This window comes from Winogradskyella wichelsiae (assembly GCF_013403925.1).
GTDB lineage: Bacteria > Bacteroidota > Bacteroidia > Flavobacteriales > Flavobacteriaceae > Winogradskyella > Winogradskyella wichelsiae.
The window spans coordinates 1-14,185 of the sequence record NZ_JABFDJ010000002.1 but is presented as its reverse complement, the minus strand read 5'-3'; the positions used below and the strand labels follow the sequence as shown (position 1 = coordinate 14,185).

Below are 14,185 nucleotides of genomic sequence, written 5' to 3'. Positions count from 1 at the left end.
TTTATTTCAAATTAAGTTTCATCGTTAAAAAAGACTTTATAATAATGCATTTTTTTATCTTCATCGTAACCACGCTCTAAATATTCTGCAGAAGCATCAGGAGCATCAACATCAAGTTTTATTTGAATATTGGTGTCTAGTTTTATTTCTGTTTTTATTTTTTGTTTTTGCTTTTTTAAAGCGACTTCAGAAACATCAAATTGATTTCTAATCAGTACTTTATTGTCTGTTTCGTACGTCTTTTTATAGTCTTCAAATAACTGTATTTTGTCTTCTTCTGCAAATACCTCTTCTTTAAAAGCATCGATATTTACGATTTCATTTTCCTTAAAAAAGTCAACCGTTTTAGCTAAAAAATTACTTTGCTCTTGGCCACCATAATTAGGTTGAAGAACTTCTTTAGAAAACTCTCTACAAAGCTCTATACAGTTTTTAGTATGTTGGTTACTATCATCTGGATATTTAATATTTAAGAAGCTTTTAATCCAATATTGAGTGTCATAAGTATTATTATCTACGCTAAATACAATCTTACCTTCCATGTCAGATGTATTTAAAATTAAACAACCTTTATCCACTTTTTTTGCCTGAATACCTTTTTGAACTAAAATATCATAATTGTTTCCGTCTTCTAAATAGGTCTGAAAAAACTCTGTTTTATTTTCAATTTTAAAAATACCAATGGCGTCGGTAAAATAATCTTCATATTGGATGTTTTCAAAATGACAAATAAGAACATCACCTGTTTTAATTTGAGCAGAATTACTTTGTTCAAATAAATGAGTTACAATGTGTTTAGATAAGTCTACAAAGTCGGCATCTTCTTTAAATAATTGTTCGCTGTAGGTATTGATTTCATTAAGAGCAACGTCACTGTGATGATGAAAACGATAGCTTTCTGCAACGCTAACAAATGGTTTTAATAAGTAGGGTAGCATTAAGTGGTATGTAGCTTCATCGAAGTCTACTATAGCATCCGAAAACGCATTTTTGGTTCCATTAAATTTGTTGCCAACTTTATGTATAATACAGCTTTTTATAGAAGCTTTTTGTCTTTTTATCATGAGTTAAATAATCGTCTTTAAGATGAATTGTAAACGCTACAAAATTGAGATTTTAAATATCTTGAAAATTTACAGGCATAATACTAAAAAATTAGTTCAATTTATAAACCATAATAGTTTGATCGTCGCTTTGGGTAATGAGTTCTAAACCAGTATCATTGTCTAGGTCTTCTAATGTTGCTGCTGCAACACCAAAAACAGGAAAATTAGGAATAGATTTTGCTTGACTGTCAAAAAGGTAAACTTTCTTAGATTGCTTATCTGTAGTGGTAATATAAATTTTATCGTTTAGATAGAAAATTCTTGGTGCTGTGTAATCACCATAATCTAAATCTATTTTTCTAGATTTAATTGTAAGTCTGTTTTCTTTTAATGAAACTAAAGTTTTACTTGTTGTGTTTATTTTGTGTTTGTCTGTTAAATTAAGGTTTTCAGAGCTTTGATTTCCTCGCGTGTCTACCTGAACTAATTCACCAAGTGTGTTAGTCGTTGTAAATTTGTTTTGGTATAAGTAAACGTCATTATCAGAAAAGCGAATTTTATCTTTTGCGTTTACTCTAATATTTCCTTGTCTATTTAATATTTTTAGATTTTCACCAGCAGCAAAAACAATATAATCTTTTGTTCCTATTCTGTGATGTTTGGGTTGTGTGATAATATTAGCACTATTGTTTTTGTAAGTAAACCCACTTATAGATTGCCCTTTTGCGTTATACATTAGCAGATTTTTACCTTGCGTAACAAGTAGTCTATAATCCTTGTTTTTGTTATAATCAAACACAGAAAGAGGTTGTGTAATTGGGTCTTTAAATTTTAAAGGATACGGAGAAACATCATTACCATTTCTATCTAAAACATATAACTTGTTAGTGGTGTTAAAAGCTAATTGTAATCGGCCATTTTTATACATGTCTATTTGTTCAATCTGACCTAAAATTTTTCCTTGTAATTGTTTTTTCCAAAGCACATTCCCTGAGCTTGATATAAGATAGAGTTTATTGTTTACATCTTGTGCAATAATGTCATTGGCTTTAGTTATATGATTCTTAACAGTCTGAGGTGCTGTTATTAAAGCAGCTTCAAGTTTGGTTGTAAAAGCTTCATTAACAGAGTTTGTTGCTGCTCGTTTTTTATATTTCTGAATAACTCCATTGATATGTGTATAATTATCTTCTTGTATAAATTGTACAGCATTGGCGTTGTATCCGTCAAGATTTTTATCCATTATAGCAGATAATTTTTGAGAATCTTTATAGATAAATAACGAAGCTTCATCACTAAGGTTATCATTTATGCTTATAAAGGCATCAGAATTAGCTAGTGTATTGTTATTTAAAGCATCGGTAAGAATGGATTTTAGATTATCTGTGGTGTCTGAGAATACAATAAAATCTTTAAAAATTGAGAAGTAATTGGCATTTTCGAAACTAATAAAGGGTTTTAGAATAGCCTTAAAAAAGTTAGAGTCTTCAAACTCGAAAATGTCGATATCTCTAAAAGATTCGGTATTCGATTTTCCCTCTATAGATTCTACTAAAAGATTTGGGTCTAAAGTATGAAGTATAATCGCATTATCAATCAGGGCAATCTCATTCGTAAAATTCAAAAAAGTTGCAGAATTATCAGACGCTTCAGGTTTTAATTTGTTAGTGTTTGCTAAGAAGATAGAGAAATCATCATAGGCAATACTAATTAATGAACTTGTGTTTTTTGGAGCAATAGAGAGGCTGCTTGTTTTTTGAGGAACTGTTTTTTTAAAACCTGCTAAATAATTGCTGCTAGAATCTTTAGATGTTAATATACCGTTATAAATTAACCCTTTATCATTAGAGTTAATATCTAAGCTAGTAAAGACGGTTTCATCATTATTTATAAAATTAGAGAATAACAATTTAGAGTAATTCTTTTCGTCAGATTTAAAAATAATGGAGGCTACAGATTTTTGGTCTGTGCTTGTAATTAGTTTACTTAATTCTTTGTTTTCAAACTCAGCACTAAGCCCTTTTATTAGTTCTATATTATTGGATGCAGCAAATGTTTTTCCGATAGTTTTATGATAAAGAATAGCATCATTTATTGTAGTCTTTTTAATATTTAAATCTTTAATAGTTTCAGAAATAACATTAGGAAGTGTATCAATAACAAATAGTGTACTATCGTTTTCTGTTAAAATTAAATAATCAGAATTAATTGAATCCTTAAACGAGATGAAGACTTGTTTGGTTGTGTTTAAATTATTTAATATTGGTGTTACATTAGTGAAATCCTTATTGTAAACGTTAGATAAAATATCATTATTTTGAATACTGCTAATGAAATCAGTAAGCTCATTAACCTGAATGACAGCATTAGTTTCATTCGGAATAAATTGATAGGTAAGTTTGGTTTTATTATAGTCTTTTTGACACCCTAATAAGCTTATAAATAAAATTGATAAAAAACCAAGTCGTTTCATTAATTGGGAAATTTTAGATTACAAATATAAAAAGTTATACCTGGTTTAATTTTAAAAGAAAGGATTAATAATAAGAATCCTTTCTTTATATACAATAATAAGTAAGAGTTATATTTTAGTTAGCGTTTGATAAAAAAAAACAGAATATAATTATAGATGGTAATTTATACCTGGAATTAAAGATCTAAATTATATTGTTCAGGCAAGAGTCTAAACGATTTTCGGTGATATTTAGTAATTCCAAATTCTCTTATTGCTGCTCTGTGTTCTTTTGTTGGGTAGCCTTTGTTTTGTTTCCAATTATACATGGGGAATTCTTCATGAATTTTTTCCATGTACGCATCTCTGTAGGTTTTTGCCAGTACAGAAGCTGCAGCAATGCTTAAATATTTGCTATCTCCTTTAATTATAGTCTCAAAAGGAATTTTTTTATAGGGTTTAAATTTGTTGCCATCGACTATAATAAATTCGGGTGTTTTTTTAAGTTGAGCTATGGAACCATGCATGGCTAAAATAGATGCATTTAAAATGTTTATTTCATCAATTGTTGACTCAAAAACATGCTGAACACCAAAGGATATACTTTGAGTTTCAATAAGAGGTTTTAGAAGTGCTCTATTCTTTTCTGAGAGTTGTTTAGAGTCGTTTAAAACATTGTTATTGAAAGGTGTAGGTAAAATTACTGCAGCGGCAGTTACAGGTCCAGCTAAGCAACCACGACCAGCTTCATCTGTGCCACATTCTAATTTAAAAGTTGAATATTGAAATTTTAGAACCAAAATGTTAATTTTTGAACAAAGTTAAAATTTTAACGGAACCCTTTTGTGTTTTTTTGCATCTAAGTATTGTGTTCTCTAAGTAAACAATACATAAATGGATTTTTGGATTTGTTGTCATTATCGTAACATTGTTAACATTTTTTTAGCAAAAACGCTTGCTTATTTAATATTTAATTAAGATGTTTGCAACTAGACTAACTCAAATAATTGTTTTATGAAATTAAAATTAACATGGTTATTAACGCTTTTTATGGCGTTCGTGATGCAGTTCTCTTTTGCACAAGAGAAGACTGTCACAGGTACAATTACAACGGCAGACGATGGTTTGCCACTCCCAGGAGCGAGTGTAATTGTAAAAGGAACCTCTAAGGGGCAACAAACAGATTTTGATGGTAAGTTTACCGTAGGAGTCAATCAGGGAGATGTTTTAGTTATCTCTTATGTAGGTATGAAAACTACTGAAATTACAATAGGTGCGGGTAGTACTTACGATGTAAGACTTGAGCAAGATAGTGCTTTAGACGAAGTTGTAGTTGTTGCATATGGTACACAGAAAAAAGAAGCTATTGTTGGTGCTGTTTCTGTGATTTCAGCGAGTACAATAGAAAATCAACAAGTTACATCTCCATTGAGAGCGCTTCAAGGAACGGTAGCAGGTGTTAATCTTATAACATCTGGTGGTCAGCCAGGTAATAATGCAGAAATTAGAATTAGAGGTTTTTCTAGTATTAATTCTGAGGCAGGTCCATTAATTGTTTTAGATGGTTCTCCATTTAACGGTAATATTAGTTCTATCAGTCAAGATCAAATAGAATCGGTATCTGTATTAAAAGATGCTTCTTCAACATCATTATATGGTTCTAGAGGAGCAAATGGTGTAATATTAATTACAACCAAAAAAGGAAAATTAAATTCTAAAGCTAAGGTGACCTTTAGAAGTCAGTACGGAGTTTCAAATCCAGCAGTAGGATTACATGATGTAGTTGGTACTGAAGATAATTTAAAATTATTATGGCAAGCAACAAAAAACAATAACCAATATTTTTTAGGACAAAGTGCTGCAAATGCGGCGTCAAATGCTTCTAATTCAATAATAGGTGGTTTAGGTTACAATCCTTACAATGTAGCTAATCCTATTGATGCTAATGGAAATTTAGTAGCGGGTGCTGAACTTTTATGGGAAACAAATTGGGAAGATGAATTGATTAGAAAAGAAGTACCAAGAATTAATCATAACTTAAGTATTGCCGGTGGTAGTGAAAAAACTTCTTATTTCTTTTCTGTTGATTATTTAAGTGAAGATGGTCCAGTGATAACTTCAGATTTTGAACGTATTTCAACAAGGCTTAATTTAGAAACTCAAGTTAATGATTGGTTAAAAGTAGGGGTAAATACTAGTTATTCTAGATCAAACTCTGGTAACCCAGATCAAACATCTGGTAGTACAACACAATCTATTGGTTGGATTTATAATGTTTCAAGTATCTTTCCTGTATATGCACGTGATGCTTCAGGTGCTTTAGTTAGAGATACAGCAGGTGCTTTATATTATGACGCAGGTAATGCTAATGGTAGATTAGGACAGTCTTTAAATGCAACAAGAAACGTTAATAATGGAGAAAACATCTTAGCGTCTTTATTGCTTGGAAGCGAAAACGAAGTAAGAACTAACTATGTTGGTAATGCTTTTGCTGAAGTTAAATTTTTAGAAGATTTTACATTTAATTCGCGTATCAGTTTTGAAAACTATGTGTTTGATTCACAATCATTTGATGATGATATTATTGGTGCTGCTTCTTCAGTAGGTGGAAGGGTTTCAAAATCTAGAAATATCACTAATACACTCAATGCTATTCAAGCATTGAATTACTCTAAGGGTTTTGGTAAACATAATTTATCTGTAGATGCAATTATGGAAGCATATGAACTAAATTTAAATACATTTAGTGCATCTGCAACAGGTTTATTACCTAATCAAGAAGAGTTAGGAAACGCTGCGAATCCTGAGTCAACTGGTGGTATTAGAATTTCTGAACGTATAAATGGATATTTAGGTAGAGTTGCTTACAACTATGATAATAGATACTTTTTAGAAGGGGCTATTAGACGAGATGGTTCTTCAAAATTTGGTAGTGATTTTAGATGGGGTACATTTTATTCTGTAGGTGGTAGCTGGGCTATTTCTAACGAGAGTTTTATGGCTAACGTAGATGCTATTTCTAGTTTGAAACTGAGAGCTTCTTATGGTGAACTAGGTAATAATGCTGGGATTGGTCAATTTCCTTACCAATTTATTTTTGGTGGTACCAACGCTAATGATATAACATTATCTCCAGTAGAAGGTGTTCCTACTCTTTTACCTCCAACAACGCTACCTGACCCAGCTTTACAATGGGAAAAGACTGCTTCTACAAACGTTGGTGTAGATTTTAATTTATGGAATAGTAAATTTTATGGTTCTGTAGACTACTATAGTAAAGAGAGTATTGATTTATTGTATAGTGTTCCTGCTGTTAACTCCACAGGAGTTAGTAATGTATTTACGAATAATGGTGCTGTGAAAAATTATGGTTGGGAATTTTCTTTAAATTCACAAATTATTAGTAATGATAAGTTTGCTTGGAGTGTTGGTGTTAATTTCTCTATGGATAAGAATGAAATCACAGACTTACCTCAAGATGAATTTTTAAACGGAACAAAATTATGGAAAGAAGGAAATTCACTTTATGATTTCTATCTGGACGAATGGGCTGGAGTTGATCCTGCTACAGGTGATGCTTTATGGTATTATGATGTTCTTGATGGCGATGGAAATGTTACAGGAAGAGATGTAACAAATGATAACAATCTAGCTGACCAGTATGAAACAGGTAAATCTTCATTACCTGATTTTCAAGGTGGTTTTAATACGAATCTTAGTTACAAACAGTTTGATTTAAGTATGCTATTTAACTTTAGTGTAGGTGCTTACTTATATGATTCGGATTATTCTGGCTTAATTAGTGGATTTAGTACCCCAGGTTCTTCTGCACACCCAGATAACTTTAAAGCATGGCAACAACCAGGTGATATTACAGATTTCCCTAGATTAACAACAGCTAATAATAATTTTAACGCTGCGTCTACTAGATTTTTATTTAAAAACGATTATGTAAGACTTAAGGCTTTAACATTAGGGTATAATTTACCAACAACGGCAGTTGAGAAGGTAGGTTTCAGTAAGGTACGTTTATTCTTACAAGCTGATAATTTATTGACATGGCAATCTCATGATGGTATTGATCCAGAGCAAAGTTTTGCTGGTACTACAGCTAATAGATCTCCATTACAGAGAACTATTACTACTGGTGTAATTATAGAATTTTAAAAAAAATTGAAAATTATGAAAAATAAACAAAATTTTAAAATGACTTTAGGCTATAGGTTTATGGCATTATTGTTTGTCACATTTGTGTTTGTTGGCTGTTCAAAAGATTATTTAGATGAGCCTCAAAACACAGAGGGGCTTACGGAAGAGGTGGTTTTTAACAGTAGACAAATAACTGAATCTTTCATTGCTGGTATTTATGCTAATTATAAAGGTCAGTACGATGATCCAGATACTGGTGGATTATATTCACTTGATTTTGCACGTGTGATGAAAGGGAATGATTTAATACAAGCCGATGCTTGGTATGGTACTGATTATGCGCATCAAAATAGAGAACCAAATTTTAGAAGAACACTTTTTAATTGGGACTTTAATTACCAGACTATTAATTATGCTAATATTCTTATTCAAGGTGTAACAGATAGCAATTTATCAGATTCTGAAAAAACAGAGTTTATTGCTATAGGTAAGGCTTTAAGAGCTTATCACCATTTTCAGTTGCTTCTTGATTATGCACCAAATTATAATAACGATCGTGATTTAGTTAGAATACCGTACTATACAGAACGAGTATCACTAGAAACTGTTGGGGGTAAGGAACCAGCGCCATTGAGTGAGGTAATGGATCAAATATTATTAGATATCAATGATGCTATTGCTGATTTACCAGAAACGAGAACAGGTAAAAGTTTTATTAATAAAGCTGTAGCTAACGGGATGAAGGCTAGGATATTAGCTGTAACAAAGGATGATTGGGCTGGTTTATCTGAGGCTGCAAGTGCTGCTTATGGTGGTAATGCTTCTAGTGCGGTTGTTTCTTCAAACTGGGGAAGTGGTTTCACTAATATGGAAGATGATGAATGGTTATGGGCACTTTTTCAAAATGGAACATCTGAAACTAATTATTATTGGGGGCATGCAGCTGCTATGATGGATCATTTTACTTTATCTTACCAAGCGACATATGTTAATCCTAATTTTGTTAGTGAGTTTTCTGCTACAGATGTAAGAAATACATTCTCTGATTTCTACAATGTTTCTGCTAGTGTGCCATGGAGAGAGTATGTTACAGGTAAATTTGCATTTGCATTTGATTCAGACATAGTAGTTATGAGAAAATCAGAAATGGTTTTGTTAGATGCTGAAGCTCAGTATCAATTAGGGAACTTTACAGCAGCAAAAGCGTTATTGTTTGCTTTGCAATCAGAAAGAGATCCTAATGCTGTAATATCGTCTAATACAGGTATTCAGTTATTTGAAGAGATTTTATTAGAAAGACGTAAAGAAATGTATGGTGAATTTGGTGTTGAATGGTTTGATGCTAAAAGATACAATAGAGCTATCCTTAGGGATGATGTTCATCGTATCCCTACAGATGTAGCCGCTGATAGTCCTTTATTTTATCTGAAAATACCTCAAGCAGAAATTGATGCAAGTGAGTTCTATACTGATGCAATTAACATAGAGTAATTGTTTTGTATTAAAAATTAATGTTAACTAAAATAGACTCCGATATTGTAATTGGAGTCTATTATTAAAAAAAATATAATTATGAAAAAATTTTTATTATTTTCTATGTTGGCCTTTGCATTTATGGCATGTGAAGAAGAAGATATAGAGACTGCAAATAGAGTTTCGTTTGAATCTGGTGTTATAGCAGTAGAGGTACCTAGAGATGCTGTTGATTTTGAAAGAATAATTACGGTGTACACGACTACAACATCTAGTTCTGATCGTACATTTGATATTATTGTAGATACGGAAACAGCTACATTAGATGATGCAGATTATTCTATTCCTACATCAGTTACAGTTCCTGCTAATAGTGCAGTTGGTGAGTTTACTTTAACTGTGTCTGATTTATCTTTAAATTTTGAAGCACAGATTTTGTCTATTAGCTTAGTCTCTAGTGATGGAACATTTGGGGGTATTGCTGATTTAGAAGTTACAGAATTATGTGTTGATACTATTGTTGAATTAGCAATTACGTTAGATGATTACCCTGACGAAACTACATGGGATTTATATGATTTATCTGTATCTCCAGCTGTTATTATTTTTAGTGGTGGACCGTTCATTAATCCTGATGACAATGGTGCCGTTAAAAAAGTTGAGTTTTGTTTAGCTTCTGGTGAATATGGTATTGCTGTGAACGATGCGTACGGTGATGGTATTGTTAATGGTGGATTTGAAATCAATGAAGGAGCAACAACATTAGCTTCTGGTGCTGTAACAGGATCTGGTGGGTCAGCTAGTTTTACTATAGAATAGTTGTTATATTTGCTTATATTTATACCACCTTTTACTTTTATAGTTTAAGGTGGTTTTTAATTTTATACTAGTACTATGAAAAAGAATTACATACTTTTATTTATGTCCATACTATTTTTAAATAGTTATGGACAATCTCTCGATAAAAAGATTATTGAGAATCTATCAATAGAGAATAATCTTTTATTGAAGAAGTTAATACAAAAAGAAAAGAATAGGGAATTAAATGTAGCTAATTATATTGCACTAAATCCCAAAGCTAGTAGGGTTATTAAAAGAGCCGATGGTGTAATATTACAGATTAGAGATATAATTGATGGTAAACCAATATATATATCTACAGATAACCTTTCTGCAGGTAGGGCAACAAAAACATCGGCATTACAAACAGGGGGTAGTTTGGGTTTAAATTTAGAAGGAACAGGTATGACTGTTGGTGTTTGGGATGGAGGTCCTATTCAATCTACACACCCTGAATTTATGAATTCAGATAATACTGCTTCAAGAGTAACTATCATTGATAATTCAATCGTAGATGATGATGATTCTGGATTTAGTAGTCATGGAACTCATGTTGCTGGAACCATAGGAGCTAAAGGCATAAATCCATCAGCTAAAGGAATGGCGACTGATGTTTTCATTAAATCATATAATTGGACAAATGATATTTCAGAAATATTATTGGCCGTTAACAATAATACAAATCCAATTATTTTATCTAATCATTCTTACGGTGTACCAGTTGACCCTAATGACGGAACAGGTCCGATTGATGCATGGATTATGGGAGCATATACTAGTGATGCTAGTCAAATTGACGAATTAATTTATAATAATCCTCAATATTTAATGGTTGCTTCTGCAGGTAATTCTGGAACAACATCGTATTCAGGGGGGCTTTTAAATGGTTATGATAAATTAACAACAGATAAAAATGCAAAAAATAATTTAGTAATTGCTAATGCTAATCCTGTTTTGGCACCATTTAGTGATAATATTAGTAGTTTAAATATTAATTCAAGTAGTAGTCAAGGGCCTACGGATGACCTAAGAATTAAACCGGATATTGCTGCTGATGGAACAAATTTATTCAGTGCTGTACCAATAGATGGTTATGATACTTTTTCTGGAACATCAATGTCAGCACCAAATACCACTGGAACATTAGTTCTTATTCAAGAATATTATAAGCAATTAAATAATGTCTTTATGTTAGGGGCAACATTAAAAGGCCTCGTATGTCATACTTCTACAGATGATAATGCAGCAGTAGGTCCAGATCCTAAATTTGGTTGGGGATTTTTGAATGCACTAGAAGCTGCTAATGTAATTACAGCTGATAATTCAGGTGATGCTGTTATTGAAGAATTAAATTTAGAAAATGGGGGTACTTACACAATGACGTTTTCTGCGTCTGCTGGGGATGTTTTAAGAGCTTCAATATCTTGGGCTGATATGCCGGGAAATCCGGTTAACAGCGCCACAGCTAATGTTCTTAATAATTCTACCGCTAGGCTTGTTAATGATCTTGATCTAAGAATTTCTAAAGGAAGCGAAACATATTTACCCTGGAAATTGGATTTTTCAAGTGGAAGTCAGTTTTTCGCTATTAAAGGTGATAATAGTGTAGATAATTTAGAAAGAGTTGATATAGAGGTTCCTGAAGATGGAGTTTATACTTTAACAGTTAGTCATAAAGGAACCTTAAAAGGAAATGCAGGGGGACCTTTTGACCCTCAAAGTCAAGATTTTGGACTTATATTAACAGGGAATAATCTTACTCTTGGAGTAAGTGATAATACTTTATCTAACAGTCTAATAGTTTACCCAAATCCAAGTAGAGGTCAATTTACAATTAGCTTTGATTCTAACTTAAACAATACTAGTGATGTAAATATTGATATTTATGATATTAGTGGACGTCAAGTATATCAAAATAATTTCGAAAATAATAACGTTAAGTTTAAGGAAGTTATCTATTTAAATGATGTTACGCCTGGTGTTTATATTGCAACTATTTCTCAAGGAAATAATAGAACATCTCAAAAACTTATTATAGAATAACACATTTAGTTACATTCTTATAAGAAACGACCAACGTTAACTAACGTTGGTCGTTTTTTTGTTAAGTAAATTGTAATTTTTTGTTCTTAAACAATATTTTATAGTTTACTTTGTTTTGAAATTTATATTATTTTAAATGCAAGTCAAAAATTTTTACATAATTCTGTTTTTTGTATTCACTGCAAGCCTATTCTCGCAGACTAAACTTAAGTCAAATAAAGGATTAAGTCAAAAGGACTCCTCTTCTGTAAATTCCACAAAAAACTCAAAAGGATTTAAAGAGGTGGCTAAAATTGATATGTACTTAAAGTTTAAGAATTCATTAGATTCTATTCAGGTAGATACTACATTAACGATCAATAAAGCTTATAAATTTAATTACCTTCAAAAAGACAACTTTGGTTTAATGCCATTCGCTAATATTGGTCAAACCTACAATTCTCTTAGTTTTAATTCCTGGGATAATAGTACTGCACCATTATTTGGGGCAAGAGCTCGTCATTTTAATTATTTAGAGCATGAAGATATTTACTACTATGAAGTACCAACACCTTTAACCAGGCTAACATATAAAACAGCATTTGAGCAAGGTCAATTATTAGATGCATTCTTTACAGTCAATTTAACCAAACAATTTAATTTTGCTATTGCTTATAAAGGTTTACGATCTTTAGGTAACTATCAAAATGCATTAACTAGTACAGGGAATTTTCGTTTTATTTCAAATTATAATTCCAAGAATAAGAAATATCATGCAAAAGGATATATTGTAATGCAAGATTTGCTTAATTATGAGAATGGTGGTCTAGAGTCGGAAGATCTAGTTAATTTCACATCCGGAAATGAAGAATTTTTAGATCGTTCTGTATTCGATCCACAATTTGAGGATGCGGAAAATATATTAGAAGGTAAACGTTTTTATTTAGAGCAATCCTACGACATTATTAAAAATCAAGATTCTTTATCTAATAACAGGTTAGCTTTATTTAATAAAATTTCCTTTGAAGATAAATATTATCAATATACTCAGACTACCGCCGAAACTACTTTTTTCGGTGATGCTTTTACCACGAGTATAAAGGATAAGGTAAAATTAGAAGATTTTAAAACCACTTTAGGATTTCAATATTCTAATAATTTATTGGGTAATGTAGAATTTGCTCTTAATTACACAGATATTAACTATGGATATGATAGTGTTGTGGTGTTGTCAGACCAGACAATAACAAATAGAATACAATCAAACTACTTAGGTGTAGAAGGGGCATACTCTAAAAGCTATAAAGGGTTCGATTTAGTTGCAAGAGGGGGACTCAATTTGTCAGATACCTTTGTAGGGAGTTTTCTAGATGGCGTTATAAGTTTACGATTAAATGAGGATATTGCATTTTCAGGTGGAATTTCTATTAACTCTAGGCTCGCAAATTATAATTATCTATTATACCAAAGTGATTACGTTAATTATAATTGGTCTAATTTAGAGAGTTTCAAAAATGTAAACACACAACAACTTAAATTTAATATTGAATCAGAAAAATGGTTCAATGCATCCTTTGATGTATCTAATATAGATAATTATACTTATTTTAATTTAGATGAAACAACTTCTGATGGTGTTAATGTTATTAAACCACAACAGTACAATGAACCGCTTCAATATTTAAGACTTAAAATACAGAAAGAATTTAAAGTAGGGAATTTTGCATTAGATAATAGTATAATGTATCAAAATGTAGTTAGTGATGATGATGTGCTTAATGTACCTGCAGTTATTACTAGAAACACGCTGTATTATTCCAATCATATATTTAAAAAATCGATGTTATTACAAACAGGTGTAACCCTTAATTATTTTTCTAAATATAATATGAATGGTTATGATCCACTACTTGCTGAATTCTATACACAAAACGAAACAGAGCTCGGTGGATTTCCGATGTTAGATTTCTTTATTAACGCAAAGGTTAGACAAACTAGGATATTTTTTAAAATTGAACATTTCAATTCATCAATAACGGGATATGATTACTTCTCAGCACCCAATAACCCTTACCGTGATCTTACGATAAGATTTGGTCTCGCCTGGGATTTCTTTCTATAAGTTGTTTCTAGGCATTTCGCTTTTGCTATTAAGGAGCAAAAACGTCGCGTCATCCGCTATATCTTTTTTTAGAAGATGCAT

8 protein-coding genes are annotated in these 14,185 nt (G+C 31.4%); 5 read left to right on the top strand and 3 right to left on the bottom strand.

Translation table 11 applies throughout. From position 1 onward, the window contains the following. Nucleotides 1-11 precede the first annotated feature (11 nt). The 3 genes from HM985_RS03690 to HM985_RS03680 form a co-directional block, all read right to left on the bottom strand. Nucleotides 12-1,064 (bottom strand): nucleoid-associated protein, encoded by a 1,053-nt coding sequence (locus HM985_RS03690; RefSeq protein ID WP_179374965.1) that lies wholly within the window; start codon nt 1,062-1,064, stop codon nt 12-14. Nucleotides 1,065-1,155: 91 nt separating this feature from the next. Beyond that, a complete protein-coding gene (locus tag HM985_RS03685) occupies nt 1,156-3,519 on the bottom strand; it encodes a ribonuclease HII (protein WP_179374964.1) in 2,364 nt (787 codons plus the stop codon). A 176-nt stretch (nt 3,520-3,695) separates the two neighbouring features. Next, nucleotides 3,696-4,298 carry a ribonuclease HII gene (locus HM985_RS03680; RefSeq protein WP_179374963.1) on the bottom strand — a complete coding sequence of 201 codons (603 nt, stop codon included), beginning with the start codon at nt 4,296-4,298 and terminating at the stop codon, nt 3,696-3,698. Between the two features lie 214 nt (nt 4,299-4,512). On the opposite strand from HM985_RS03680, the gene HM985_RS03675 reads away from it, so the two are divergent. The 5 genes from HM985_RS03675 (at nt 4,513) to HM985_RS03655 (ending at nt 14,104) form a co-directional block, all read left to right on the top strand. Continuing rightward, a complete protein-coding gene (locus HM985_RS03675) occupies nt 4,513-7,665 on the top strand; it encodes a SusC/RagA family TonB-linked outer membrane protein (RefSeq protein ID WP_179374962.1) in 3,153 nt (1,050 codons plus the stop codon). A gap of 15 nt (nt 7,666-7,680) precedes the next feature. Beyond that, nucleotides 7,681-9,138, top strand: a complete 1,458-nt coding sequence (locus HM985_RS03670) for a RagB/SusD family nutrient uptake outer membrane protein (RefSeq protein ID WP_179374961.1) — start codon at nt 7,681-7,683, stop codon at nt 9,136-9,138. Nucleotides 9,139-9,219: 81 nt separating this feature from the next. After that, the gene (locus HM985_RS03665; protein ID WP_179374960.1) at nt 9,220-9,939 is read left to right on the top strand and encodes a hypothetical protein; all 720 of its coding nucleotides are present in this window, start codon (nt 9,220-9,222) and stop codon (nt 9,937-9,939) included. A gap of 102 nt (nt 9,940-10,041) precedes the next feature. Further along, nucleotides 10,042-12,003 carry a S8 family serine peptidase gene (locus tag HM985_RS03660; RefSeq protein ID WP_179374959.1) on the top strand — a complete coding sequence of 654 codons (1,962 nt, stop codon included), beginning with the start codon at nt 10,042-10,044 and terminating at the stop codon, nt 12,001-12,003. Nucleotides 12,004-12,139: 136 nt separating this feature from the next. Beyond that, entirely contained in the window at nt 12,140-14,104 is a 1,965-nt protein-coding gene (locus tag HM985_RS03655; protein ID WP_179374958.1) for a putative porin, read from the top strand. Nucleotides 14,105-14,185: the final 81 nt, after the last annotated feature.